General features: G+C 73.4%; 26 protein-coding genes. 12 read left to right on the top strand and 14 right to left on the bottom strand.

Features of this window, described 5'->3' with window-relative positions; genetic code table 11:
* Nucleotides 1-101: 101 nt before the first annotated feature.
* A complete protein-coding gene (locus ACIF6L_RS07075) occupies nt 102-452 on the bottom strand; it encodes a DoxX family protein (RefSeq protein WP_396486957.1) in 351 nt (116 codons plus the stop codon).
* A gap of 92 nt (nt 453-544) precedes the next feature.
* Between ACIF6L_RS07075 and ACIF6L_RS07070 the strand changes: the two genes are divergently transcribed.
* Entirely contained in the window at nt 545-976 is a 432-nt protein-coding gene (locus ACIF6L_RS07070) for a helix-turn-helix domain-containing protein (protein ID WP_359802846.1), read from the top strand.
* A 200-nt stretch (nt 977-1,176) separates the two neighbouring features.
* Here ACIF6L_RS07070 and ACIF6L_RS07065 read toward each other — a convergent pair whose 3' ends face one another.
* Nucleotides 1,177-1,509: an antibiotic biosynthesis monooxygenase gene (locus ACIF6L_RS07065; RefSeq protein ID WP_329487423.1), complete on the bottom strand. Its 333-nt coding sequence runs from the start codon at nt 1,507-1,509 to the stop codon at nt 1,177-1,179.
* A 245-nt stretch (nt 1,510-1,754) separates the two neighbouring features.
* Nucleotides 1,755-2,132, bottom strand: coding sequence for a cupin domain-containing protein (locus tag ACIF6L_RS07060; RefSeq protein ID WP_396486958.1), 378 nt, complete (start codon nt 2,130-2,132; stop codon nt 1,755-1,757).
* 60 nt (nt 2,133-2,192) lie between these two features.
* Here ACIF6L_RS07060 and ACIF6L_RS07055 point away from each other — a divergent pair, with 60 nt between their 5' ends.
* Nucleotides 2,193-2,669 (top strand): MarR family winged helix-turn-helix transcriptional regulator, encoded by a 477-nt coding sequence (locus tag ACIF6L_RS07055; RefSeq protein WP_396486959.1) that lies wholly within the window; start codon nt 2,193-2,195, stop codon nt 2,667-2,669.
* A 91-nt stretch (nt 2,670-2,760) separates the two neighbouring features.
* Here ACIF6L_RS07055 and ACIF6L_RS07050 read toward each other — a convergent pair whose 3' ends face one another.
* Nucleotides 2,761-4,827 (bottom strand): DHA2 family efflux MFS transporter permease subunit, encoded by a 2,067-nt coding sequence (locus ACIF6L_RS07050; protein ID WP_396486960.1) that lies wholly within the window; start codon nt 4,825-4,827, stop codon nt 2,761-2,763.
* Between the two features lie 317 nt (nt 4,828-5,144).
* Between ACIF6L_RS07050 and ACIF6L_RS07045 the strand changes: the two genes are divergently transcribed.
* Nucleotides 5,145-6,233 (top strand): hypothetical protein, encoded by a 1,089-nt coding sequence (locus tag ACIF6L_RS07045; RefSeq protein ID WP_396486961.1) that lies wholly within the window; start codon nt 5,145-5,147, stop codon nt 6,231-6,233.
* Nucleotides 6,234-6,240: 7 nt separating this feature from the next.
* Here ACIF6L_RS07045 and ACIF6L_RS07040 read toward each other — a convergent pair whose 3' ends face one another.
* From ACIF6L_RS07040 to ACIF6L_RS07025, 4 genes are all read right to left on the bottom strand, one after another.
* The gene (locus ACIF6L_RS07040; RefSeq protein ID WP_329487428.1) at nt 6,241-6,828 is read right to left on the bottom strand and encodes a TMEM165/GDT1 family protein; all 588 of its coding nucleotides are present in this window, start codon (nt 6,826-6,828) and stop codon (nt 6,241-6,243) included.
* Between the two features lie 211 nt (nt 6,829-7,039).
* Nucleotides 7,040-7,819 carry an ABC transporter permease gene (locus ACIF6L_RS07035; protein WP_359802854.1) on the bottom strand — a complete coding sequence of 260 codons (780 nt, stop codon included), beginning with the start codon at nt 7,817-7,819 and terminating at the stop codon, nt 7,040-7,042.
* Nucleotides 7,820-7,822: 3 nt separating this feature from the next.
* Entirely contained in the window at nt 7,823-9,448 is a 1,626-nt protein-coding gene (locus tag ACIF6L_RS07030) for a phospholipid carrier-dependent glycosyltransferase (RefSeq protein WP_329487430.1), read from the bottom strand.
* Nucleotides 9,449-9,598: 150 nt separating this feature from the next.
* Nucleotides 9,599-10,894 carry an MFS transporter gene (locus tag ACIF6L_RS07025; RefSeq protein ID WP_359802858.1) on the bottom strand — a complete coding sequence of 432 codons (1,296 nt, stop codon included), beginning with the start codon at nt 10,892-10,894 and terminating at the stop codon, nt 9,599-9,601.
* 158 nt (nt 10,895-11,052) lie between these two features.
* Here ACIF6L_RS07025 and ACIF6L_RS07020 point away from each other — a divergent pair, with 158 nt between their 5' ends.
* Nucleotides 11,053-11,613 (top strand): MarR family transcriptional regulator, encoded by a 561-nt coding sequence (locus ACIF6L_RS07020; protein ID WP_329487432.1) that lies wholly within the window; start codon nt 11,053-11,055, stop codon nt 11,611-11,613.
* 192 nt (nt 11,614-11,805) lie between these two features.
* On the opposite strand, the gene ACIF6L_RS07015 is transcribed toward ACIF6L_RS07020, so the two are convergent.
* From ACIF6L_RS07015 to ACIF6L_RS07005, 3 genes are all read right to left on the bottom strand, one after another.
* On the bottom strand, nt 11,806-13,632 hold the full coding sequence (locus ACIF6L_RS07015) for a glycosyl hydrolase family 18 protein (protein WP_359839459.1): 1,827 nt from the start codon (nt 13,630-13,632) through the stop codon (nt 11,806-11,808).
* Between the two features lie 298 nt (nt 13,633-13,930).
* Nucleotides 13,931-14,572: a hypothetical protein gene (locus tag ACIF6L_RS07010; RefSeq protein WP_329487435.1), complete on the bottom strand. Its 642-nt coding sequence runs from the start codon at nt 14,570-14,572 to the stop codon at nt 13,931-13,933.
* A 222-nt stretch (nt 14,573-14,794) separates the two neighbouring features.
* Nucleotides 14,795-15,355, bottom strand: coding sequence for a DoxX family protein (locus ACIF6L_RS07005; protein WP_329487436.1), 561 nt, complete (start codon nt 15,353-15,355; stop codon nt 14,795-14,797).
* A gap of 140 nt (nt 15,356-15,495) precedes the next feature.
* On the opposite strand from ACIF6L_RS07005, the gene ACIF6L_RS07000 reads away from it, so the two are divergent.
* Together ACIF6L_RS07000 and ACIF6L_RS06995 are read left to right on the top strand one after the other, a co-directional pair.
* Entirely contained in the window at nt 15,496-15,816 is a 321-nt protein-coding gene (locus ACIF6L_RS07000) for a barstar family protein (protein ID WP_396486962.1), read from the top strand.
* A 22-nt stretch (nt 15,817-15,838) separates the two neighbouring features.
* Nucleotides 15,839-16,474, top strand: coding sequence for a MarC family protein (locus ACIF6L_RS06995; protein ID WP_396486963.1), 636 nt, complete (start codon nt 15,839-15,841; stop codon nt 16,472-16,474).
* Nucleotides 16,475-16,499: 25 nt separating this feature from the next.
* Here the strand turns inward: ACIF6L_RS06995 and ACIF6L_RS06990 are convergent, their stop codons facing one another.
* Nucleotides 16,500-16,934: an Lrp/AsnC family transcriptional regulator gene (locus ACIF6L_RS06990; RefSeq protein ID WP_329487439.1), complete on the bottom strand. Its 435-nt coding sequence runs from the start codon at nt 16,932-16,934 to the stop codon at nt 16,500-16,502.
* 234 nt (nt 16,935-17,168) lie between these two features.
* Here ACIF6L_RS06990 and ACIF6L_RS06985 point away from each other — a divergent pair, with 234 nt between their 5' ends.
* The 3 genes from ACIF6L_RS06985 to ACIF6L_RS06975 all read left to right on the top strand — a co-directional run bounded on the left by ACIF6L_RS06985 (nt 17,169) and on the right by ACIF6L_RS06975 (nt 19,920).
* Nucleotides 17,169-17,999, top strand: coding sequence for a tryptophan 2,3-dioxygenase family protein (locus ACIF6L_RS06985; RefSeq protein ID WP_329487440.1), 831 nt, complete (start codon nt 17,169-17,171; stop codon nt 17,997-17,999).
* A 29-nt stretch (nt 18,000-18,028) separates the two neighbouring features.
* Nucleotides 18,029-19,252: a kynureninase gene (gene kynU, locus ACIF6L_RS06980; protein WP_359839457.1), complete on the top strand. Its 1,224-nt coding sequence runs from the start codon at nt 18,029-18,031 to the stop codon at nt 19,250-19,252.
* A gap of 170 nt (nt 19,253-19,422) precedes the next feature.
* A complete protein-coding gene (locus ACIF6L_RS06975) occupies nt 19,423-19,920 on the top strand; it encodes a F0F1 ATP synthase subunit B (RefSeq protein WP_396486964.1) in 498 nt (165 codons plus the stop codon).
* 275 nt (nt 19,921-20,195) lie between these two features.
* Here the strand turns inward: ACIF6L_RS06975 and ACIF6L_RS06970 are convergent, their stop codons facing one another.
* A complete protein-coding gene (locus ACIF6L_RS06970) occupies nt 20,196-21,683 on the bottom strand; it encodes a choice-of-anchor A family protein (RefSeq protein WP_396486965.1) in 1,488 nt (495 codons plus the stop codon).
* 213 nt (nt 21,684-21,896) lie between these two features.
* On the opposite strand from ACIF6L_RS06970, the gene ACIF6L_RS06965 reads away from it, so the two are divergent.
* A complete protein-coding gene (locus tag ACIF6L_RS06965; protein WP_396486966.1) occupies nt 21,897-22,607 on the top strand; it encodes a 4'-phosphopantetheinyl transferase family protein in 711 nt (236 codons plus the stop codon).
* A 163-nt stretch (nt 22,608-22,770) separates the two neighbouring features.
* Nucleotides 22,771-23,253, top strand: a complete 483-nt coding sequence (locus ACIF6L_RS06960) for a DUF2269 family protein (RefSeq protein ID WP_329487445.1) — start codon at nt 22,771-22,773, stop codon at nt 23,251-23,253.
* Between the two features lie 99 nt (nt 23,254-23,352).
* Here the strand turns inward: ACIF6L_RS06960 and ACIF6L_RS06955 are convergent, their stop codons facing one another.
* Nucleotides 23,353-24,345 carry an Lrp/AsnC family transcriptional regulator gene (locus ACIF6L_RS06955; protein WP_396486967.1) on the bottom strand — a complete coding sequence of 331 codons (993 nt, stop codon included), beginning with the start codon at nt 24,343-24,345 and terminating at the stop codon, nt 23,353-23,355.
* A gap of 120 nt (nt 24,346-24,465) precedes the next feature.
* Here ACIF6L_RS06955 and ACIF6L_RS06950 point away from each other — a divergent pair, with 120 nt between their 5' ends.
* Nucleotides 24,466-25,275 carry an inositol monophosphatase family protein gene (locus tag ACIF6L_RS06950; protein WP_396486968.1) on the top strand — a complete coding sequence of 270 codons (810 nt, stop codon included), beginning with the start codon at nt 24,466-24,468 and terminating at the stop codon, nt 25,273-25,275.
* Nucleotides 25,276-25,335: the final 60 nt, after the last annotated feature.

Raw genomic sequence — 25,335 nt, 5'->3', positions numbered from 1 at the left:
CCCGCGAGAAGGACGGAGGGCAACTCGGCCGAACTGTGGCCAGGCGCTTGGCGGCCTGGAACGTGCCCCCCGCGGCCCCGACGGCAGCCGGCCGTCCGCTGTCAGAGGGTGGCGGCGCGCAGCACGACCAGGGCGACGGAGGCGATGGTGAGGACCGCCGCCGGAGACGCGCCCTTGCGGTCGCCGACGCGCAGGTGGAAGGCGACCGCCCCGGCGAAGTAGAGCGAAAGGCCTATCGCGGCGGCGATCCCGACGGGTGCCCACCGGAGTCCGGCGATCGCACCGGCCGCGCCGGCGATCTGAGCGCCGATCAGGAAGGCCATCATGCTCTGCGACAGTCCGAGTGTGGACATCTGCTCGGTGATGTGCCGCGTCCGCAGAGCCTTGGCCCCGGCTGATGCCAGGAGAAGCGCCGACATGACCACGGTGACGACGGCGAGTGAGACGAACATGGCTGAACCTCAATCATGCGATGCGGGTAAGAGGCGTGCGCACCTCCACGACGATAGGCGGCCATCAGGTACCTCCAGGTAACCTTCGGGGCATGAGCCTGCGACCGGGAATCGCCTTCCTCGCCGACTGTCCCGCTCTCCTGGCCATGGAGATCATCGCCAGCAAGTGGTCCATGGTCACGCTCTTCGCGCTGACCGACGGCCCGTTGCGTCACGGCGAGTTGGTCGAGCTGAGCGGTGGCGTCTCGCGCAAGGTGCTGACCCAGACGTTGCGCCGGCTCCAGGCCAACGGGCTGGTCGAGCGGCACGCGTACGCCGAGGCGCCGCCGCGCGTGGAGTACGGCCTGACCGATCTCGGGCGAACCCTGGAGGAGCCCATCAGGATGCTCACCGCATGGGCGCGGGAGAACGGCGAGGCGGTCGTCACCTTCCGGGAAGCAGCCGAGGCGGCCGGCGCCATCGAGGCGGATCGGGCAACCCCGACGCAGACCCCTCCCGTTGATGAGGAGCCGAACCGCTTCTGATCAAGAGAAGAGGCCGGACCTGGAGACCCTGGCGTCGCCTCGGGCAGCCTTCTCTCGGAACGGCGGCGAAGGGCAAGGCGCTCCTCGACAGCCCGTCCCGGTCAGCCACCGCCCACCTCGCCGTCATCGCGGGCGGCTGAGAACGTGGTTCGGGCCCTCCCCCGCGAAACCCGTGCGAGGAGAGGGCCCGAGGGAAGCGGTCAGCCCTTCGGGCCGGCCGACTGGACGACCTCGAAGGACCAGAGGGTCGAGCCGGAGGCCGCCGGGCGCTGCGGCGCCTCGCCCTCGGCGGGCGGCGGGCCCTGGCGGTGGGCAGCCTGCATGGGGCCCTCCATCCAGGCCTTGAAGGACTCCTCGTCGGCCCACCGGGTGTAGACGAGGTAGTTGTCGGTGCCCTCGACCGGGCGGAGCAGTTCGAACCACTCGAAGCCGTCGGAGTTCTCCACGGAGCCCGCGCGGGAGGCGAAGCGCTTCTCCAGCACCTCGCGCTGCTCGGTGGGGACGGTCAGTACGTTGATCTTGACTACGCTCATGGCTCCATCCTGCCCCACAAGCGGGTGGCGGCAGGCGCGGAACGTCTCCCCGAACGAGCGGTGGCGCGTCCCGAGGCCGCGGCAGCCTGACCCCGAACCCGCGCAACGACGAGGCCTCCTGGGCATGGTCGACCAGCTGAACCGCGGCGGCCACCTCCGCCCGGCCCGACCCCCAGCGGCCGCCGAACCTCCACCGGCCCCCGCACCGCTCCGGAAGGGGCGGTGCGGGGGCCGATGCCCGTGGATCAGGCGATCCAGCCGGGGACGAAGGGCTCCTCCTCCGGCCGGCCGGCGACGGACACCCGGGCCCCGCCCGGCGCGGCGACCAGCGCGGTGACGGCTTCCCCGGCGGAGATCCGGCGCGCCACACCGGCGGGCAGCACGGCCGTGTCGCCGGCCGCCAGCGCGAAGGCGTCCTCGCCCAGTTCGACGGACAGGGCGCCGGTCAGGACGGTCCAGACCTGCTCGACGTCGAAGACGTGCAGCGGGCCCTGGCCGCCGGCGGCCATCTCCACGCGCCACATCGCGACCGCGCTGCCGCCCTGGGTGGGCGAGGCGAGGGTGGTCATGGCGGCGTTGGGCGTCTCGGTACGACGGGCTTCGGTACGGCGGATGACGGACATGGGTGCGGCCCCCTAGAATGGTCAATGACGTTGTCTATATGGTCAATGAGGTTGTCTATCGTGTCAAGCGACTCCGCTCCCCCCGGCTTCGAGCTGCCGCTGCGGCTGCTGCTCGCCTTCCGCTTGATCATCGATGAGCTGCACGAGCGGATCGCCCGCGAGGGCCACCCCGACCTGCGGCCGATGCACGGCTTCGTGTTCCAGGCGATCGGGCCGGACGGCACCACCGCCGTCGAACTCGGCCGCCGCCTCGGCGTCTCCAAGCAGGCCGCCGGCAAGACCGTCGAACAGCTCGAACAGCTCGGCTACGTCGAGCGCGGCAGCGACCCCGCCGACGCCCGCCGCAAGGTGGTCCGGCTCACCGCCCGGGGCGTGGACTGCCTGGTCCGGTCCGCCCGGATCTTCGACGAACTGCGCGCCCAGTGGTCCGACACCCTCGGTGAGGAGCGACTGCGCGCCCTGGAGACGGACCTGCGCACCCTCGCCCCCGGCGACCCGTTCCGGCTCGACACGCCCCGGTGGTTCGGGACCCCCTGAGGCACCACCCGGCACCGACGCCCCCGGCACGCCCGACCCACCACCAAGGCACCCGCCGGCACGCCCGACCCACCACCAAGGCACCCACCCCCTACCCCGACCGCCGCTCCGCGGGCTCCGCCCCGGCCCGGTCCGGCCGGTCGCGCTCGTCCGCGCAGAGCGCGGCGGAAAGCTTGGTCAGCAGCGCCGCCAGGTCCGCGTACTGCTTCTCGTCCCAGTCCCCGAGCAGTTCGGAGAGCTGCTCACGGCGGGCCGCCACCAGCCGGACCGCCGCCGCCTCCCCCGGCTCGGTGAGCCGCAGCGGCAGACCGCCGGTGCGCGCGGCCAGCCCCCGGTCCTCGACCTCCCGGGCGGCCTCCTCGACGACCGCGAGCGGCACGACCCGGCGCTCCGCCAGTTCGGCGGGCTCGGCCGACCCGTGGTGGTGCATCTGCAGCAGCAGCCAGCTGGAGGCCGGCTTGAGGTCGAGCCCGGCGCCCTCCGTGATCCGCCGGAACAGGTCGCGCCGGGCCTCCCGGGTGCTCAGCACCGACAGGGAGCGGGCGATCTCGTCCAGCGAGGAGCGCTCCACCGGATTGAGGCCGATCGACTCGCTCAGGTCGGGCGCGGTCACCGTCGAGCGCAGCTTCTGCTCGCGCAGGAAGAGCGACAGCACGAAGGCGACCAACGCCACCGGTACCGCGTACAGGAAGACCCGGGTGATCGACTCGGAGTACGCGTGGTAGATCGCGTCCTGCGTGGCGGCCGGCAGGGCGGCGATCACCCGGGGGTCGGAGGTGATCGCGCCGGGGTCGAAACCGGCCGGCACCGGGACCCCGGAGGCGAGCGCGTCGGAGAGCCGGCTGTTGAGCCCGGAGGCGAACACGGTGCCGAAGATGGAGACGCCGAACGACGCCCCGATGGACCGGAAGAAGGTGGCGCCGGCGGTGGCCACGCCCAGGTCCTGGTAGCCGACGGAGTTCTGCACGATCAGCACCAGCACCTGCATCACCAGGCCGAGGCCCAGGCCGAAGACCAGGAAGTAGCAGCTCATCTCGAAGGTGCTGCTGTGCTCGTCCAGGCCGGAGAGCAGTAGCAGGCCCACCGTGGTGACGGCCGTTCCGGCGATCGGGAAGGCCCGGTAGTGGCCGGTCCGGGCGACGATCTGGCCGGAGCCGATCGAGGTGAACAGCATCCCCAGCACCATCGGCAGCATGTGGATGCCGGACATGGTCGGCGAGACCTGCATGACCACCTGGAGGAACGTCGGCAGGTAGGTGAGCGCGCCGAACATCGCGAAACCGACCACGAAGGAGATCACCGCGACCAGGCTGAACGTCCGGGAGCGGAACAGCCGCAGCGGCAGCACCGGCTCGGCCGCGGTCCGCTCGACCAGGACGAAGGCGACCAGCAGGACGACGCCCAGCACGCCGAGCCCGACGATCTGCCAGGAGCTCCAGGCCCAGGTCGTCCCGCCGAGCGAGGTCATCAGCACCAGGCAGGTGGCCACCGAGGCGATCAGGACCGTGCCCAGGTAGTCGATCCGGTGCCGGCGCTTCACCTCCGTCCCGTGCAGGACGGCGGCGATCACCACCAGGGCGACCACCCCGACCGGCAGGTTGATGTAGAAGACCCAGCGCCAGCTGAGGTTGTCCACGAAGAGTCCGCCGAGCAGCGGTCCGAGCACGCTGGTGACGCCGAAGACCGCGCCGAACAGGCCCTGGTACTTGCCGCGGTCCCGGGGTGAGACCAGGTCACCGACGATCGCCTGGGAGAGCACCATCAACCCGCCCCCGCCGAGGCCCTGGAGGGCCCGGAAGGCGATCAGCTCGCCCATGTTCTGGGCGATACCGCAGAGCACCGAGCCCACCAGGAAGATCACGATCGAGGCCTGGAAGAAGCGCTTCCGGCCGTACATGTCGCCGAGCTTGCCCCAGAGCGGGGTGGCCGCCGTGGAGGCCAGCATGTAGGCGGTGACCACCCAGGAGAGGTGTTCCAGGCCGCCGAGGTCGCTGACGATGGTCGGCAGTGCGGTGGAGACGATGGTCTGGTCGAGCGCGGCCAGCAGCATCGCCAGCAGCAGCGCGCCGATCGGCACCCAGAGGTTGGGGGCGGTGACCTCCGGCGGCCCGGGCTCGCCGGCCGGGCTGCGGTCGGACGCGGCGATCGGATCCGTCATGGAGACTCCAGGGGTCGCGGATCCCGGTCGGCGGGGTCCGTGCGGATGATCACTCCCAGCCACCATGCTGTCAGAAATGCCCCGGTCTGCGCCGTTCAGTTGAGCCGAACGTAAGAACGGCGGCCATTCGGGGGACGTCGCCGACCGGCCAGCCGTTCATCGGGTCACAACCACCACCAACCGTCACAACACCCCCGCGGTGGCCCGGACGCCCCTGTCCACCCCTGGGACCGTCCTGCATAATCAGGCGCGTTCGCCCCCGGGGACACCCCTCCCGGGGCGGGCGGAAGACGATTCGAGACCGAGGAGGACCGGCGATGCCGGACCAGCACTGCCCGACGTGCGGCACCGCACGCTCCGCCGGGTGCCGGTGCCTCCCGGATCCGGGCCTGACCGAGACCGCCGTCCTCCCGCACCTCGAAGGCCCGCCGCTGGTCCGCCCGTACGTGCCGCAGGCCCTCGGCCCGATCGTGGACGCCCCGCCGGCCGGCGCCCCAGCGGACCCGTTCGCCACCACCGTGCTGCCGCCCGCCCAGGCCGCTGACGGCCCGCCGGCGCGACCGGCCGGGCCGGACGCGGACGCCTACGCGACGACCGTGCTCCCACCGGTGATGTCGGTGCCGCCGCCGGGCCCCGGGCCGACGGTGGGACAGCCCCCGGCCGACGGCGCCGAGATCGGCTACTTCCCGTTCCACCCGGCGGCGCCCGACGCCCCGGGGCCGACCGGCGGCCGGGCCGCCCGGCGCACGGCGGAGCAGGCCGAGGAGGGCATGCCCGCCCGGCGCAAGGGCCTGCTGGCCGCGGCCGGCGCCGGGCTGCTGGTGCTCACCGTCGGCCTGGCGTACGCGGTGACGCCCTCCGCCGAGCCGGGCGACCGGGCGCAGCCCGCCCCCTCCACGACGCTGGCGCCCGTCCCGGTCGACCCGACCACCCCGGCGCCGAGCCCGAGCGCGCCGCCGTCCACCAGCGAGGCCCCGAGCCCGTCCCCGAGCAGGACGGCCAGACCGACCACGAGCCGGCCGGCGGCGCCGAGCGCCACGGCCGTGACGAGCGCTCCGGTCCCGGCGGCTCCCCCGGCGCCGGCCCCCACCTCCACCGCGCCGACCCCGACGGCCACCGCCACGCCGACTCCGACGGCGACCACTCCGGCCCCGACACCGACGGTGCGGGTGCTGGAGCGCGGGATGACCGGGGCGGACGTCAAGGACATGCAGCTGCGGCTCGCGGCCACCTCGTGCGGATTCGTCGACAAGTCGATCGCCACCAGCACCTTCGACTGGTGGACCGCGACCGTGCTCGGTGACTACCAGCGCAGCTTCAAGATCAAGGGCGAGACGGGTCCGGGCGGCGCCTTCTACGGGCCGAAGACCCGGGCCGCCCTGGAGAGCGACCCGGGTACCTGCTGACCCCCGGTCAGCCGGTGATCGCCTGGAAGATGCTGAACCCGGCCATCAGCACCATGATCCCGGCCGCCACCCGGATGATCATCTTCATCGGGACGTGCTTCAGCAGCTTCTGGCCGCCGAGGATGGCGATCCCGGCGACGGCGCAGAGCGCCAGCCAGGCGCCGAGGCCGACGGCGAGCGGGTCGGCGTACTTGGCCGCGAGGTTGGCGGTCATGATCTGGGTGAGGTCGCCGAACTCGGCGATCGCCACGACCACGAAGCTGGCCCCGGCGACCTTCCAGAAGCTGTTGGCGGACGGCTCCTTGGCGGCGTGGCCGTCCTCGTCGTCACCGCCGCCGTGGAAGAGCAGCATCGCGGCCCCGGCCAGGAACAGCAGGCCGGTGACGCCCTCCACCCAGCGGTGCGGGAGCAGCGCGAGCAGGTGCCCGGCGACCAGGGCGATGCCGACCTGGAGGGCGAAGGCGGCGGCGATGCCCGCGAAGACATAGCTCGCCCGGTACTTGGCGCCGAGCATCAGACTGGCCAGGGCGGTCTTGTCCGGCAGTTCGGACAGGAAGACGATGCCGAAGGTGATCGCGGCTACGGTCAGGCTCATCGGGGGTTCGGTATCCCTCAGGGGTCGGGCTGCCCGGCCTCGGCAGCTCCGTGAGGGGTCGCTCCGGCCCGACAGCGCTGGTCAGAACATCACAGCACTGCGGCCGAAGGTCTCGCCGGCATCCAGCTGACAGATGCCCCGGGCGCCGGGCCCCGAGGGGCCAGTATGTCGACGGTCCGGTGGAGGGCTACTCCCCTTCAACGCGCCAAGCCTACCCGACGGCGCCGGGCGGCGAGGCGCCCAGCAGCCCGCGGGCGACCAGCTCCAGCACCACGACGACCGCCACCGACTCCACCGCCAGCAGAGCGACCAGCACGAACAGCTGCACCGCGCCGGCCTGCACCGGGGAGGCGCCACCGAGCAGCATGCCGACGAACGCCCCGGGCAGCGTGACCAGGCCCACCGTCCTGGTCTGGTCGAGGGCCGGGACGAGCGAGGTCGCGGCGGCCGTCCGGCAGATCTCCAGCCGGGCGTCGCGCTCCTCGAAGCCCAGCGCGAACGCCGCCTCCACCTCGCCGTGCCGCTGGCGCAGCTCGTCCAGGGCACGCCGGCCGGCGAGCGAGGTCGCGGTGAGCGCTCCGCCGATCAGGATGCCCGCCACCGGGATGACCGAGAGGCCCTTCGGCGGCAGCAACCCGACCCCCAGCAGCAGCCCGAGCACCGGCAGCACCCCGGCGCCGATCGGCACGGCCGCCCGGACCCACTGCGGGCCGGCGGTCAGCCGCCTCCCGGCGGTGCGCACCGCGACCGCGAACATCAGCAGCACGAACAGCGCCGACCACCAGAGCGAGCCGACCACCCAGGTGATCACCAGCGCGACGGCGGCCAGCTGCGCCGCCGCGCGCAGCCCGGCCCGCAGCACCGCGTGGCCGTGCCCGAGCAGGCCCCACCCGGCCACCGCCACGGCGGCGGCCAGCAGCACGGCGGCGACCACCCCCAGCAGGGGGGTGACCGGCAGCAGCTGGTTCCCCGCGGCCGCCGCGAGCGCCATGCCTCAGATCCAGCTGGTGAACCACATCCGGTCCTGCCAGGACGTCATGGGGATCACCTCCGCCGTGTAGAGCGGATAGAAGAAGGCGAAGCAGGCCACGATCGCCAGCACGATCAGCCCGGCCCCGGCCGCACCCACCCGGCGCCGCTCGGGCGAGCACCCGGCCGGGCCGAGCATCGCCCCGAGCATCTGCGCCACGGCCAGGCAGAGGAAGGGCACCAGCACCACCATGTAGAACGAGAAGACCGTCCGCTCCTGGTACTGGAACCACGGCAGGTAGACGCCGGCGACGCCGCAGAGCACCGCGCCCGAGCGCCAGTCCCGGCGGAAGAACCAGCGCCAGAGCAGGTAGGCCAGGGCGAAGCAGGCCGTCCACCAGAGCAGTGGGGTACCGAGGCCGAGGATCTGCGCGGCGCAGCCGCCGGAGGCCGTGCAGCCCTGCTGCCCGTTCGGCACCTGCTCCCAGTACATGGAGACCGGGCGGCCCTGGACCAGCCAGCTGAACGGGTTCGACTGGTAGGTGTGCGGGGTGCTCAGGCCGGTGTTGAAGTCGTACATCTGGGCGTGGTAGTGCCAGAGGCTGCGCAGCGGCGCCGGCACCCAGCTCAGCGGGACCTGCGGCAGCGGGACGCCGAGGAAGCTGTCGGCGGAGAGGCCGGCCCGGTCGTCGGCCCAGTGCCGGTCGTACCCGCCGCCGGTGCGGCCGCCGGCGGCGAGCCAGCCGGCCCAGGAGCCGACGTACACCACGAGGGCCGAGCCGACCATGGCGAGCAGGGCGGGCAGCGCGTCCCGGCGCAGCATCGAGCGCCAGGGGCGGCGGGCGCCGGCCCAGCGGCGGCCGGACTGGTCCCAGAGCACGGTGAGCAGGCCGAACGCGGCGAGCACCATGACGCCGTTCCACTTGACCGCGCAGGCGGCGCCGAGCGCGACCCCGGCGGCGATCCGCCAGGGGCGCGGGCCGAGGCGGATCCGGTCGCCGTCCGGCTGCGCGCCGTCGCGGGCGGACGCCAGCCGGGCCCGGGTGCGGTCGCGGTCGACCAGCAGGGAGCCGAAGGCGGCGAGCACGAAGAACATCTGGACGCCGTCCAGCAGGCCGACCCGGCTCATCACCAGCTGGAGCCCGTCGACGGCCATCAGCAGGGCGGCGGTGCAGCCGATCAGGGTGGAGCCGAACAGCCGGCGGCCGATCCGGGCCAGCATCAGCACGGTCACGGTGCCGAGCAGCGCGGTCATGAAACGCCAGCCGAAGGGGTGCAGGCCGAAGCCCCATTCGCCGAGCGAGATGACCCATTTGCCGAGTGGCGGGTGGGCGATGAACTCCGGCGCGGAGGTGAGCGGGATGCGCTGCGGCACCCCCAGGATGTCGGCGTTGGCGCTGTCCGGCCAGGTGCCCTCGTAGCCCTGTCGCAGCAGCGACCAGGCGTCCTTGGGGTAGTACGTCTCGTCGAAGACGAAGGCGTTGGGGTAGCCGAGGTTCCAGAACCGCAGCAGTCCGGCGAAGAGCGCCACGCCGATCGGCCCGAGCCAGCCGGCCCGTTCGGCCGCCCAGCGCGGCAGCCCCCGACGGGCCGGTACGGGGGCTGCGGGGGCCGCTGGTGCGGGTGGGTGCGTGAGCGCCGCTTGCGTCATAGCCTCGCCGATTCGCCTGTCTCGCCTGTGCCGGTCGGAGCCGGACGGTCAACAGCCACTGACACTATGTGCCGGTGGTCACGAATCCAAGCGCGACGAGCGCCGTCCAGGTGACCCGGACGGCGCAGTCGTGGCATGTCAGGCCGGGCGTCACGCCGCGGTCTGGAGCTCCCGGACCGGGAGGGTCGTCCGGACGACGGCCGGGGCCGCGTTGTCCTGGACGGCGGTGAGGTACGGGCGCAGCCGCAGCGCCAGGACCACGATCAGCACGGTGGAGCCGGCCATCGCCGCCAGGTAGAGCGGCCAGGTGCCGGAGCCGACCAGCAGCACGCCGACGGCCGGGCCGACCGCGATCGCGACCTGCTTCACCAGGGCGTACCCGGAGTTGTAGGTGCCGAGCAGCCGGGCCGGGGCGAGATCGGCGACGATCGGGCCCAGGGTGGGGGCGAGCAGCGACTCGCCCACCCCGAACAGGGCGTAGATCGAGACGATCGCGACCGTGGCGGCCATGGTCTCGGTCCGGATCAGGCCGGCCACTAGGGCCATCGCCCAGGCACCCAGCCAGACCACGCCGGCCGCGGCCATCGCGGTGGTGCGCCGGCGGCGGGCGGTGATCCGCACCACGAACATCTGCAGCACGACGATGGTCAGCGCGTTGGCGCCGATGGCGATGCCCAGGGTGGAGGGCGCGGTGCCGACGGTGTCGGTGGCGAAGGCCGCGACACCGGACTCGAACTGGCCGTAGCAGGTGAAGAAGATCAGCCCGGCGAGCACGCAGAGCCGCAGCATCGCCTTGTCGGCGACCAGCGCGCGCAGGCCCTGGGGGCCCTTGGCCGCGCCCGGGACCAGGACCGGGGCCGCGTTCGGGATCCGGGCGCTGCCGGTGACCAGGGCCAGGCCCAGGAAGGTGACGGCCTCGATGGTGAACAGCCGGGTCAGGCTGGCCGGGTCGGCGACGTCCACGATCTGGCCGCCGACCAGCGCGCCGATGCCCATGCCCAGGTTGATCAGGGTGAACTGCAGCGCGAAGGCGTGCGACCTGGTCGCGGCGGTCGAGCAGCGGACGATCATGGTGGCGAGCGCCGGCTGGCAGGTGGTGACACCCGCGCCGAACAGGAAGGACGAGACCAGCAGGGCCGGGGTGCCGGTGGCGTGGCCGAAGGCGAACGCGCCGGTGGCGGCGAGCGCGGCGCCGGCGAGCAGCACCGGGCGCGGGCCGTACCGGTCGATGCCGCGGCCGGTGAACGGGAGCACCGCGAGCGCGGCCAGCGCGAAGACGGTGAACACCATCCCGGCGGCCAGCGAGCCCAGCCCCCGCACCTGGTCCACGTACACGAACATGTACGGCATCGTGAATCCGCTGCCGAACGCACTGAGCGCGTTGCCGATCTGGACGCGGCGCAGCGGGCCGCCCGCCCCATGACGCCGCTGCCTCTGCTGCTTCACCGTGCCGGTCACCGTGCACACCCCTTCGCTGGTTTCAATGAATACTCTTAAGGGCAGAAGATTTAAGAGCTAAAGTCTGCCGAGATAAAGTCTTAGCACCGGAAGACTGCGGAGTCAAAGGCTTAAGGTCTGCACCCCCACGTGCGACACTGGTCCGCATGACAGCAGACAAGCCCGCGCCGGCCGCCCCCGACGAGCTGGGCATCGCCGAGCAGGTAGCCGTCTACCAGCGGGAATTCCCCACCGTGGACCCGCAGGTGGAGACCATCGTGCAGACCCTCTCCCGGGTCGCCCGGCGGATGGGCGTCTCCTACAGCCGGCAGCTGACTGTGCTGGGAATCACCTCCGCCGAGTGGGAGGTGCTCAAGGCCCTGGTGGTCGCCGGGAACCCGTACCGGCTGGGACCGGGCGAGCTGGCCAAGCGGCTCGGGCTCACCCCGGCCGCGATGACCCACCGGATCGACCGGATGGTCGCCGAGGACCTCGTCACCCGGGAGCGGGACGAGACCAACCGGGTCCGGGTGATCATCGAGCTGACCGAGAACGGCCGCGACAAGTGGCTGGAGTCGATGCGGATGGCGGCCGTCTTCGAGGAGGAGCTGCTCCAGGACGTCGTCGGCGAGGACCGCACCGTGCTGTCCGCGATGCTGGCCCGGATGCTGCGCCGGATCGAGGAGAGCCAGCCCGACGCCCTCGGGCGCACCGACGACCTGGCCTGAGCCCGGCGGGCCGGTGGCCTGGTGGCCCGCCCCGGGCCCGGGAACGTGGAAAGTCCGGCCCGCCGGGGTGTCGTCCCCCGGCGGGCCGGACTCGTGGTGCGAGGGTCCGTCAGGGCCCTCAGATCTTCAGGTGCTGCTCAGGTGCGCGGGCCCGCGGACAGCCGGGCACCTGAACGGTGGAGCGGTACGGCCTCAGCAGGGGCCGTTGTCGGTCCAGACGCCCCACTGACCGGTGGTGGCGGGGTCCTCGCCCTTGGTCCACCACTTGTTGGTGTAGTAGTGGCCCTTCCAGGAGACCTTGGTCGAGGTGGCGTAGGTGGCCGCCGCGTCCCAGCTCGGGGCGGCGGAGCAGCCGGCCGGAGAGGTCGGGGTGGTGGTCGGCGTCGGGGTCGCGGTGGGGGTGGCCGTCGCGGTCGGGGTGGCCGTCGCGGTCGGGGTCGGCGTGGGGGTCACCGTCTTGGTCGGGGTCGGGGTGGGGCTCGGCGCGGCCGGGCAGGCGGCGGCGGACCCGTTGGTGGCCTCGACCATCTTGTCGAACAGCGCGGTCTTGGTCCCCAGGTCGTACAGCGAGAAGGCGAAGGAGCCGCCGAGGCCGTTGCAGTGGGCGTAGTCGACCTTGGCCTGGATCGACCGGGTGTCCTCACCGCTCCAGAACGTGGAGCCGTCGTAGAAGTACGTGGTCTTCGCCGTGTCGTCCCAGAAGGTCCGGGCCGGGTTGTCGACGAAGCCCGCGAGCTCCTTGTACATCTGGATGCCGGGGACGTTGCCGGACATCGCCGCGCCGGTGGCCGGGCCGGTGGCGGGCTGGAAGAGACCGTTCTTGCCGTTGTTCTGGACGCCGGTCCAGCCGCGGTAGTAGAACGGCACACCCACGTTGATCTTCTTGGCGGGGAAGCCGCCCGGGATGCCGTAGTCGGTGTCACCGGCGGTGTACGCCTTGATCGCGGCATCGACCGAGTACTTGCCGTTGCCCGGCGCGGCCGGGGTCATCGGGTCGTCCGGGCCGGAGTAGATCGGGGCCTGGTGGTTGGTCGGGCCCTTGGCGTCCCAGGCACCGTGCATGTCGTAGGTCATGATGTCCAGGAATGTGAGGTACTGACCGATCTTGTCGGTCTCCACGTTCCGGATCTTGTCCTGGCCGGCGCCGACCGCCGCCGCCGTGGCGTAGGTCTTGCCGTCGGTCTTGCCCTGGGCGTCCAGCTGCTCGCGCAGCTCCTTCAGCAGCAGGGTGAAGTTCTGCTTGTCGCTCGGGCTGGAGATGTTGCCGGTGTGGCCGCCGCCGCCCGGGTACTCCCAGTCGATGTCGATGCCGTCGAAGATGCCGGCCGCCGAGCCCGGGCCGCCGTAGCCGGCGTCCGTCGGCAGGTTGCCCTTGATGAACATGTCGATGCAGGACGAGACCAGCTTCTTGCGGGAGGCGTCCGTGGCGGCCGCCGCCGAGAAGTACTTGGAGTACGTCCAACCGCCCAGCGAGATCAGGACCTTGAGGTTGGGGTTCTTCGCCTTCAGCTTCTTCAGCTGGTTGAAGTTGCCCGCGATCGGCTGGCCCCAGGCGTCGCCGACGCCGTCGACCGAGATGTCCGGGCCGAAGCTCTTCTGGTAGTCGGCGAACGCGTCGCCCGCACCGTCACCCGCGTTGGGGTTGTTGTCGTCCTGGCTCGCGGCCTTGGTGGCCTCGAAACAGTTCAGGTTGGTGGGGTGGATGTTCGCGAACGAGTAGATCAGGTAGTCCAGCTTCCCGGCGACGCCGGTGTCCTGGATCGTCTTCGGGTAGTACGCGTTCGCGTAGATCGACCACTGGTCGAAGTAGGCGACCTTGATGCCACCGCTGGTGGCGGGCGCGCCGGTGGAGTTGGTGACGGCCGCGCTGGCCGAGGCACCACCGGTGAGGGCGAGGCCCGCGCCGAGCAGCAGGGAGGCGGTCGTGCCGACCGCGAGGGCGGCCAGGCTCTTCGGGCGCCGCCGGCGGCCGCCCTCCTGAGCCGGGGTCCCGGCCCTTTCGATACGTGAACGGAGCATGGGTGCGTGACTCCTGGTTGTGGGGGATCCGCCGCGCCTGGCGGGCTCGTACGGGGTGGGGCCGTACGACCAGGGCATGACAGAACGGGGGAAAGGGAATCGAGCGGGTACATGCCTGACGGACACCGGGATATGCCGAACCGGCGCCCGCGGCCACAGACCGCTGACGCCGGTTCAGGGGCTCCCTGCACCTGTGGATTAAAATGGACTAGACCAACTCGCCCGTCAAGGGGTGATGTTGAGGCTTGAGTCGCGCTTAAGGTTGACCCCCGCCGGGCCGGCCCCGCTGACCTGCGGATCAGTACCGGACGGCGTTGGCCACCACGACCTTCACCGAGCCGGAGAGGTCGCGGTTGCTCCGGGCGGTGGCCTGGGCGGTCTGCCCGGCGGCCACGTCCGGAACGGTCACCGCCGTCGCGTCCAGGACATTGCCGGAGTCGTCGGTGAAGTTGACCTGAATCACGTACCGGTTGGACTGCTGCTCGTGGTTGGCGACGGAGAGCGTCGCCTCGGCCTTGCCGTCCGAGCCGATCGTCACCCCGCTCACCGTGACGTCCCCCTTGGCGTCCAGCCCGCCCTTGACGTTCGAGACCGCCGAGGAGGCCGCCGCCTGCGCCGAGGCGGCCACCGACGCCACCGCGGAGGAGGCCGCCGAGGAGAGCCCGCTCGCGGCCGACTCCACCGCCGAGGCGGCGGCGGAGGCGGCGGCCGAGAGGCCCGACTGGACCGCGCCGGCGGCCGAGGAGACGGCCTTGCTCGGCTCGCTGTCCGAGGAGCAGCCGGCCAGCGCCGCCGTGCCCAGGGCGGCGGCGGCCAGGACACCGGCCACCGCCCGGCGGGGACGGCGCACCACCGCGGCGGTGACGTCCTGGGCGGTGGTGCGGGTCGGGTGGGTCGGGCCGGTCGGGCGGTTCGCCCGGGTCGGCGACTGGCGGTCCATGGGTCCTCGATTCTGCGCGTCGTCGTCCGCGCTGCTTCGTCTCCGCGCTGCGGCGGCTCTGCTCCGGCTCGGCGCCGGGCTGCCCGGCACACCTCACGCCCACCCTCCGAGGGCGCGACCGCGCCCGCCAACAGGGGTGGGCATCCGGGTGAGGGTCGCGGCGGGCCGCGACCGCGGGGTTCCGCGCACCGCCCCGGCGCGCGGAACTCCGGTGGGGCGGTTTCAGGACAGCCCCGAGCCCTCCTGCGTCTGCGCCTCCACGGCGGCCCGCTCCTCGCGCAGCCGCACCACGTGCCGGCGGCGGGCCACCACGCCGTACGCCGAGGCGGCGCTCGCGGCGAACGCCACCAGGCCCACCCAGGGCCGGTCGAAGGCGTGGCCGGTCAGGTGGTCGAGCGAGTACCGCCCCGGGCCCGCCAGGCCCAGCGCGAGCCCGGTCGCCCCCAGGAACGCCGGGTACTCATAGCCGCCCGACATCACGAAGAAGCCGGACGGGGCGTGCACCGCGACCGCGCCCGCCATGGTGCCGGCCACCACCGCGCCGGCCGCCGGGGTGGCCAGCCCCGCCACCAGCAGCGCGCCGCCGCCGGCCTCACCGAGGCCGGCCGCCAGGGCGCTCTGCCGGGCCGGGTGGAAGCCCATGTGCTCCATCGCCTGGGTGGTGCCCTCCAGGCCGCCGCCACCGAACCAGCCGAACAGCTTCTGGGTGCCGTGCGCGATCAGCACCCCGCCGACGGCGCCGCGCAGGGCCAGCAGGCCGAGATCCTTACGGTTCAGACACATGTCGAGTCCTCGTTCCAGCGGAGGTGATCCCCTCGTTCCAGCGGAGGTGATCCGGCTTCCATAGGAGCCGAAAGGGCGGGCCGGCTCGACCCGGGGCCGCCATCCGGGCGAACATCGGAGCACCGAGGAATGGAGGAACGATGGCCACCGACCCGCCCGCGCCGCCGCCCGCCTACCAGCTGGACGGCAACGCGATCACCGACCGCGTCGCGTTCTACACCGCCCTGGGCGCCGCCCTGAACGGCCCCGGCGGCTACTACGGCAGCAACCTCGACGCACTGGCCGACTGCCTGCACGGCGGCTTCGGGCCCGCTCCCCCGTTCACCCTGGTCTGGCGGGACGCCGGCACCGCCCGGCGGCACCTCACGGGCACCGTCGTCATCGGCGGGCGGCGGCTGAGCTACTTCGACGCGATCCTCGACACCCTGCGCACCGAGGGCGTGGCGGTCGAACTGCGCTGAGCGTCCCGATCATGCTTGGCCCATGTTCGTCTTCAACCTGAGCAGCGCGTTCATCGCCTTCTTCGCCGTCGTGGGCCCGCCGAAGGTCCTGCTGTCCTTCGCCCGGCTGGCCGCCACCCGCAGCACCCACGAACTGCGGCGGCTGGCGGCCTGGAGTTCCCTGATCACCGCCCTGATCGGCCTGGTGCTCGCCTACAGCGCGGACTTCGTGACCTCGCTGTTCCACATCAGCGACCAGTCGCTGCAACTGGCCGGCGGGACGATCTTCTTCGTCTACGCCGTCGCCCTGGTCCTCGGCATCCACCTCGGCGCCGGCACCGGCGAGGACGACGACCACCTGCCGAACCCGATGGTGGACGGCATCCGCGAACTGATGCTCCCGTACGTGGCCAGCCCGCTGGCGGTCACCGCGGTGCTGGTGGGCTCGCTCACAAAGGACGACTGGGGCTGGCGGACCACCGTCGTCGGTGCCTACCTCGCCGTGGTGGCGATCAACTACATCTGCGTGGCGGCGCTCGCCCCGCTGATGCGGCGCACCCACCGGACGTCGCTGGAGGTGCTCTCCCGGCTGCTCGGCCTGCTGCTGGCGGCGGTCGGCGTGGAGCTGTTCCTGAACGGCCTGGCGGGGCTGGGCCTGCACCTGCCCGAGGCGCACTGAGGGCGGCGCGGCGCCGGCGCGGGCGTCAGGGCGCGACCACCGGCCGCCAGGGCACCGGGCTGGAGAGGATCATCGAGCTGGCCGGCTGCCCATAGCCGCCGAGGCGGTCGATCAGTGCCTCGAAGGCGGCCATCGCGGGGACCGCCACCAGCAGCACGCAGCAGGCCCCGCCGGTCACCCGGTGCAGTTGGAGGACCTCCGGCCACCGCGGCACCTCCGGGTCGCGCAGCACGCAGCGCGGGCCGTAGCACTGGAGCTGGACCAGCGCGGTGATCGGCAGCCCGGCCCGGGCGGGGTCGACGTGCGCGTGGTACCCGCTGATCACCCCCTCGGCCTCCAACCGGCGCACCCGTTCGGCGACGGCGGGTGCGGAGAGGCTCACCCGGCGGGAGAGTTCGTTGTACGAGAGCCGGGCATCGGCCTGCAGCTCGGCCAGCAGGCGGCGGTCGACGGCGTCCATGGCGGCTCCCGGAGAGGTTGATCGACTGGCTGGATCCCGCTCTTTTGCGATCGTAAAGGGAATCGGTGGGAAGACCTCTCGATCGGCAGGTCCGGCTGCGGTTGCCGTGCCCGGTGCCCATTCAAGTGGGGGCAGTGACCGCCGCACAATGGGGCCCCGGCCACTACGGACCAGCAGGCGGCCGCGTCACCGGTAGGGCGGCATCCGCCGGCCGGGTCATCAGGAGGGATCGGGATGGGGCACGACACGGTGGAGACACCCAACCTGTCGTTCGGTCGGGGCGGTGAGCCGGGTCGGGGCACCCCCTACGCCCGGTACGCGCGCCTGGAGGAGCTGCACAGCCTGCAGCAGCCGCGCAGCAAGGTCCCGGCCGAGCTGTCGTTCATCGTCACCACCCAGGTGATGGAGCTGCTCTTCGGCCTGCTCCGGCACGAGTGGACGCTGGCCCAGCAGGCCATGCGCGAGGACGACCTGCCGGCCGCGCTGGCCGCGCTGCGGCGCGGCACCCATGTGCAGGACGTCCTGGTGGAGTCCTGGGACCTGCTGGCGACCATGACCCCGCAGGAGTTCAACGCCTTCCGCTCGGTGTTCGGCGAGGCCTCCGGGTTCCAGTCATCGGCCTTCCTGCACCTGGAGTTCCTGCTGGGCAACAAGAACGCCGGCCTGCTGCGGATGTACGACGAGATACCCGAGACGCGGGCCGAGCTGAGCGAGGCGCTGCGCGCCCCCGGTCTGTACGACGACGCCCTGGCGCTGCTCGCCCGGCGCGGACTGGCGGTGCCGCACGAGCCCTCCGAGCAGCGGCACCGGGCCGATCCGGCCGTGGAGGCCGCCTGGCGGCAGGTCTACGCCGACCCCGCGCACGCGGCGCTGCAGCCGCTCGCCGAAGCGCTGCTGGACGTCGCCGAGCGGGTCACCCGCTGGCGCCAGCGGCACCTGGCCGCGGTGAAGCGCGCGATGGGCGCCAAGCCCGGCTCGGGCGGCTCCAGCGGCCTCACCTGGCTGCGCAAGGCCGCCGAGCAGGACGTGTTCCCCGAGCTGTGGACCGTACGGGACGAGCTGTGAGCGAGAGAGTGGGCAGGACGTTGGGCATCATGACGCGCGAGGAGTGCGCGGCGCTGGACGCCGTCGACCCGCTGGCGGCGTTCCGCAAGGAGTTCGCCCTGCCCGAGGGCGTCGTCTACCTGGACGGGAACTCGCTCGGAGCGCTGCCGGCCCGCACCCCGGAGCGGGTGCGGCAGGTCGTCGAGGAGGAGTGGGGCCGCGAGCTGATCCGCAGCTGGAACGAGGCCGGCTGGTTCGAGCAGCCCTACCGGCTCGGCCGACGGATCGCGCCGCTGATCGGGGCCGGCCCCGAGGAGGTCGTGGTCTGCGACACCACCTCGGTCAACCTGTTCAAGGTGCTGACGGCCGCGCTGCGGCTGCGCCCCGGCCGGCACACGGTGCTCGGCGACGGCGCGGCCTTCCCCACCGACCTCTACATCGCCGAGGGCGTGACCGGGCTGTTCGAGGGCGCGCGCAGCGTGCTGACCACCCCCGGGGAGCTCGACCGGCACCTGGACGCGGACGTCGCCGTCGTCGTCCTCTCGCATGTGGACTACCGCACCGGCGAGCTGCTGGACATGCCCGGGATCACCGCCCGGGTGCAGGCCGCGGGCGCCCTGATGATCTGGGACGTCTGCCACTCGGTGGGCGCCCTGCCGATCGAACTCGACGCGAGCAACGCGGACTTCGCGGTCGGCTGCACCTACAAGTACCTGAACGCCGGCCCCGGCGCGCCGGCCTTCCTGTACGTGGCCCGGCGCCACCTCGCGGCCGGCCCGCGGCAGCCGCTGAGCGGCTGGTTCGGCCACGCCCGCCCGTTCGCCTTCGAGCCCGGGTACGACCCGAGGGAGGGCATCGGGCGCTTCCTGACCAGCTCGCCCTCGCTGCTCGGCCAGGCCGCGCTGGGCACCAGCCTGGACATCTGGGAGCGCGCCGACCTGGACGCGGTACGGACGAAGAGCCTGGCCCTGACCGACCTCTTCATCGCGCTGGTGGAGGGACTGGAGGGGATCGAGGTGGCCACCCCGCGCGAGCACGCCCGGCGCGGCAGCCAGGTCGCCCTGCGGCACGCCGACGGCTACCCGGTGGTGCAGGCGCTGATCGAGCGCGGGGTGATCGGGGACTTCCGCGCACCGGACCTCATGCGCTTCGGCTTCACCCCGCTGTACCTGTCGTACGTGGACGTCTGGGACGCCGCGCGGCAACTGGCCGAGGTGCTGGAGACCGGCGAGTGGCGGGCGGAGCGGTTCGGCCGGCGCGGCGAGGTGACCTGACCGGACCGGAGCGGGGCCGGCTCCGGTGCGGGGCCGGCCCCGGTGCAGGGCCGGCTCAGGAGCCGGGTCCGCGGGTCGGCCGCGGTTCGGCCGCGGTTCGGCCGCGGTTCGGCGCCAACCAGGGCGGGCAGCACCTTCTATGACGGGACATCAGGTCATAGGAGGAGCAGATGAACTTCGAGCTCGGTCCACTGAAGCCCGAACCCGGCCAACTGATCGTCGGCCTGATCTGCTTCCTCCTGGTGGTCCGGGTGCTGGGCCGCCGGGTGCTCCCGCGGATCGAGCGGCTCCAGGCCGATCGCCGGGACGCCACCGAGGGCGGCGTGGAGCGGGCCGAGGCGCTCCACGCCGAGGCGGATCGCGTCTACGAGGCCTACCGGAACGAACTGGCGGACGCGCGGCACGAGGCGGCGCGGATCCGGCAGGAGGCCGCCGAACGGGGCGCGGCCGCCATCGCGGCGGCCCGCGAGGACGGGGTCCGGGAGCGCGACCGGCTGGTCGCCGAGGCCCACGCCCGGATCACCGTCGACCAGGCACTCGCGGCCGTCACCCTCCGGCAGGACGTCGGCGAACTGGCGGTCGACCTGGCCGGCCGGATCGTCGGCGAGTCGCTGGCGGCCGTCGCCGCCGAGCGCGACACGGTGGAGCGCTTCTTCGACGAGCACTGAGCAGGTGCGGCGCACGCCCGTTCGTGCCGGCCGAACGGGTCCCCACCCGCCAGGGCGGGCCTGCCCGGGGCCGGTCGATCCGGTGGTCAGATCAGATCACCGCAGGTCACCGCAGGGCAGCTCCCGGACCGGGGCCCCGGCCGACGGGGCCGGTCGCGGGTCGGGTCGCCCGGTCGGGTGACCGGGCGACCCAACGGAACTCCGGCGCCTCTGCGGTCAGGCGCCTCGGTCCGGTGGGGCCTGCGGGACTGGTGGGGCCTGCAAGGCCCTGCGGGCTAGCTGTGGCGTCCGCGTCGGCGGGCGACCAGGACGGCGAGGCCGCCGAGGCCGAGCAGGGCGACACCGGCCAGGCCGAGCACGACCGGGCCGTCACCCGCGCCGGTCGACGGCAGCTGCCCGCCCCCGCCGGTCGACGAGCCGGGAGCCGGGAGCTGGCTGGTCGGCCGGTGGCTACTGGGCCGGTGGCTGGTCGGGTGCTCGCTCGGACCGGTCGGAGCGGGGCCGGACGACGTGGGGGCCGGGGTGCTGGACGTGGAGGTCGGCGACGTCGGGGAGGGTGAGGCCGAGGTCGGGGACGGCGAGGTGGAGGTCGGCGTGGGGCTGGGGGAGGTCGGCGACGGGCTCGGCGAGGTCGGCGAGGGGCTGGGCGTCACGGCGCAGTCCGGCAGGTCCCCGTCGAACGGGTAACCGTGGATCTCGTAGCCGCCGTTGCCGGTCTGGATCAGATTGCCCGCCAGGTAGACCCGGCCGTTCATGCCGGGCTGGGCGAGGGTCGTGGTGCCCCCCGCGTTGCCCGCCATGACCGAGCCCTGGAACTGGGCGCCGCCGAGGATCCGCGCGTCGGTGGCCGTGGGGAAGTTCCACATCAGCCTGGAACGCATCTCGGTGGTCTGGTCCCCCGGGAGGCCGGTACCGGTGTAGGTGTTGATGACCGGGTCGGCCGCCAGCATGTTGACGACCACGGTGGCGCCGGCCGGGACGCCGGTGAAGACCAGGCCGATCTGCCGGGTGGTCGAGCCCAGGTTCCCGGTGACGTTGAAGACCTGCTTCATGCTGGTCCCGTCCCCCGCGAAGGTGGCCTCGCTGCCGGTCACCGTGACCGTGCCGGTCGCGGTCGCCCTGGCGACGCAGGCGGAGACCTCCTCGATCTGGTTCAGCACCGAACGGTAGGGCGCGGCGGCGTCCGGATCCGCGATCGACCGGCCGGTGGGGTCGATGTCGACGGTGCCGGTGACCGTGCCCGCGTGACGGAGGTTGCCGAAGGCCGCGCCCTTGGAGTCGCTGCCGCCGATGAGGATCCGGTTGCCGGCCTTGACGTCCACGGCGCCGCCGACGGTCACGAAGTCGCTGCCGTTGGGCGGCACCACCCGCGAACCGACCCCGACCACCCCCATGTTGAAGGCGCCGCCGCCCTGGCTCTTGTCTACGGTGAGGTCCCCCAGGGTGACGATCTTGCCCTCGACCTCGGCCGCCCGGCCGTTCACGGTGTAGTCGCCGCCGGTGAAGACGTTGATCGTGGCGTCCCGGCCGGCGAAGTCCCCGTTGTGCGGCGGCGTCGGCCAGACCGCCGGGCAGTCGGGCCCGGAGCACGCCCCCAGCGGCGGGGCCAGTGGTGCGGCCGAGCCCACCGTCAGCACCGCGGCCATCGGGAGCGCGGCGACGGCGGTCGCCACCGCCAGTCGGACCGCCCGGCGTCCGCGGACGGCCGACGGCCTCCGGTCGGCGGCCGTCCTGCGCTCCGGCGAACCCATGCCCTGATCCATCGCACATTCCTCCGCACAGAGAGAGTGGCGGGTCGCACAACCCGCCACGTTTCAGTAGATCCCATCTGATACACGACAGATCCGGTACATCCAACACCAAATCGGACGAACCACACCCTACAGACCGTCAGGATCGATCCCAAGCTGTCCGGGCGGGCGCCGATCACGCCCGCGGGCGGCCACGACCACGGGCGGCCCCGCTAGGTTGGGAGCATGACTTCCGAGGACCAGGACCCGCAGGCTCCGCTCGCCGCCGTCTCGGCCAGCGCGGACGTCCTGCGGCACCCCGAAGCCGGCGACCACCTGCTCACCGCCCTCGAACACGAACGCGCCGCGCGCTTCCGGCACGAGTCGGGGCGGGTCGACTTCACCGCCGCGCACATCCTGGTCCGGCTCTGCGCCGCCCGGCTGCTCGGCGTGCCGGCGGCCGGGCTGACGCTGGCCCAGAACTGCCCCGACTGCGGCAAGGGCGACCACGGCCGGCCCTACCTGCCGGACCACCCGGACGTCCAGGTGAGCCTCTCGCACACCCACGGCGTCGTCGCGGCCGCCGCCGGGTACCAGCCGGTCGGCGTCGACGTCGAGCTGACAGCACGGAGCGGCTCGCTCCTCGACGTCGCCGCACGGGTGCTCAGCCCGGCCGAACTGCGGCAGGTCGAGGCGCACCCGGAGCCCGGGCGGGCGTTCCTGCGCCTGTGGGTGCGCAAGGAGTCGCTGATCAAGCTCGGCCGGGCCAGCCTGGACACCCTGGCCGGCGTCGACCTCTCCGCACTGCCGCTCGACGTGCCGGCGGGCGAGCCGCTGCACAGCCGCTACCAGGACCTCCACCTGCTCGACTGGGCGGACGTCCGACAGGGAGCGGCCGTCTCGGTCGCCAGCACCGCCGCCCCCCGGGTCGTGGTGCTGACGCCGCCGGCCGGCTGACCCACGGGCCCTCCCGCCCCTGGAACCGTGGTCCCACCCGCACGGCCGGGGCCCGGATAAGCGGTGTTAGCGTGCCTGCTCGGGGCTCGGAAACCGGACGCCCCGGCTGCCCGCGCCGCGTCCCCGGCGCGCAGCCCCCGTTGGATCAAAGGGTGTTCCCGCCATGGCCAAGTTCCTGCTGAGCCTGCACGTCCTCGCCTCGGTGCTGTTCATCGGCCCGGTGGCGGTGGCCGTCAGCATGTTCCCGCGCCGGGCCGCTGCCGCACTGGCCGGCGGACCGGAGCGGGCCGCCGAGGCCGGCACCCTGCGACTGCTGCACCGGATCACCCAGGTCTACGCGCTGCTGGGGATAGCCGTCCCGATCCTGGGCATCGGCGTCGCCCAGGTGATGGACGTGCTCGGGCAGTCCTGGCTGATCGTCTCCATGGTGCTCACCGCGCTGTCGGCGCTCGCGCTGCTGCTGTTCGTACTGCCCGCGCAGCAGGCCGCGGTGGACGCGCTCGACCTCGACGCCGGGGCACCGGAGCACGGCAAGGCCGTCCAAGGCCTGCGGCTGCTGCCGATGACGGCCGGGGTGTTCAACCTGCTCTGGGCCGTGGTCGTCGTCCTGATGGTCATCCGGCCCGGTTCGACCACCGGCGCCTGACCTGCGGCCGCCCCGCCGGGGGGGATACCGGCGCGGGGGATACCGGCGCGGGGGCGCTGCCGCGCGCCCGGTGCCGCGCGCCCGGTGCCGCGAGCCGGTTCAGGGCCGTGGCCGCGGACGCCGCACCGGGACGCCCGCCCGCTTCACCGCGCGGGCGACGATCGCCGTCTCGGCCCGGTCGACGCCGAGCGGGCCGAGTGTTCCGGTGAGGAAGCGGTAGAGACCGCCGTGGTCCGCGCAGAACAGGGTGGCCACCAGGTTGGCCGGACCGCTGGTCGCGAACACCCCGTGCACCTGGGGGTGGCGGGCCATCGCCGTACCGACCTCGGCGAGCCGGCCCGGCGGGACGTCCAGCCAGAGGTTGGCGTCCACGGCCATGCCCAGCAGCCGTGGATCGACAGTGGCGTGGGTGCGCAGCAGACCGGCGCCGGCGAGCCGGTGCAACCGGCGGCGGACGGTCGACTCGGGAGCGCCGACGGCCGCCGCAAGGGCGGCGTGGGACTGCCGGGCGTCCACGCCGAGGCGGGCGAGCAGCGCGTGGTCCAGCGCGTCGAGCGGGGGCTTCTCCGGGGCGGTCGCGACGGGCGGCGGGGTCAGGGCGGCCACCTCGGCCTCGTCCAGGTAGCCGGCCCGCCACTGCCCCGCGTCGGAGAAGGCGTGCAGCACCGCGTGCGCGGTGGTCTCGGTGACCGCCGCGGTGGCGGGCAACCGCCCGTACAGCAGCTGGTCCCGCCCACCGGCCTCGCCCAGCATCACCGCACCGATCTCCTGGCCGCCGAGCATGACGTCGACGAAGGGAACGTCCGGGCGGTCGGCCAGGGCCTGGGCGATGGTGTCGGCCTTGCCGCGCAGCACCCGGACGCGCAGCAGCAGCGCACCGACGGCGGCGTCCTCGACGTCGGGCATCCGGACCACCCGCAGCAGCCCGGTCTGCTGCAGCCGGGCCAGCCGGCGGGTGACCGTCCGCGCGGAGACGCCGAGCACCTCGGCGATCCGGCCGGTCTCGGCCCGGCCGTCGACCTGTAGCGCGCAGACCAGGCGGCGGTCCAGCGCGTCCAGCACGCTGTCCGGATCAGCAGTTGAGAGGTCCATAGAGTCCGATCTCCGCCGGAACCACCCGGCCGTCCGTCCTGTTCGGCAGCACCGACGGTACCCCTGGTACCCGACGGCCGGGAGTTCCCCTCCCGGCCCGCGACGGATCGGAGGACGGCCATGGACGAGGTACGGGCGCTCAGGGAGCTGCTGCCCGGGGTCGAGGCGGCGGTGCGGGAGGTCGGCGCGGAGCTGGCGGCGGCGCGGCCGGCCGGGCCCACCCCCGGGCGGACGCTCGGGGAACTGACCGCGCGCTTCGCCGAGTTGGACGACCCGGTCGCCGCCCGCCTGCGGGCCCGGCTGGGCGCGCTGCGTCCGCAGGCCGGCTGGGTGAGCGACGAACCGGCGGGCACGCTACCGGCCGAGGGCGAGTGGTGGCTCTGCGACGCGACCGACGGCGCCGTGCAGTACCTGCTCGGCCAGCAGCCGTGGGCGGTCACCGCCACGCTGGTCCGGGACGGCGTCGCGGTGCTGGCCGTGGTGCACACCCCCGAGCTCGCCGGGCGGACGTACCGCGCGGTCCGCGGCGGCGGCGCCGAACTGGACGGGCGGCCCGTCGCACCGCTGGAGCGCGACCCGGCGGTGGCCGTCGCCGGGACGGCGCAGCCGCCGCTGGTGGCCGCGGACCCGGTGGCGCTGCGCCGCGCGGGCGAGTCGCTCACGGCGGTGCTGGGCTCGGTCCTGGCGGTCCGCTGCCTCGGCCCGACCTCCTTGCAGGTCGCCCAGGTCGGCTCCGGACACCTGACGCTGTTCTGGGAGTACGGGGCGGACGCGGGCAACCTGCTGCCGGGCGCCCTGATCGCGGCCGAGGCGGGCGCGACGGTGACGGACGCCGCCGGGGCGGCCTGGACACCCGGCTCGGACAGCTTCCTCGCCGCCGCGCCCGGGCTGCACCCGGCCCTGGTGGAGGTGCTGCGGGCCGTGCGGTGACCGGGGCGTGGTGGGTGCCCGGCCGGGCCGGCCGGGCACCGGGCGGGGTGGGCCAGGGCC

This window comes from Kitasatospora sp. NPDC086009, from assembly GCF_044540385.1.
GTDB lineage: Bacteria > Actinomycetota > Actinomycetes > Streptomycetales > Streptomycetaceae > Kitasatospora.
This window is presented reverse-complemented; position numbering and strand designations above follow the sequence as displayed.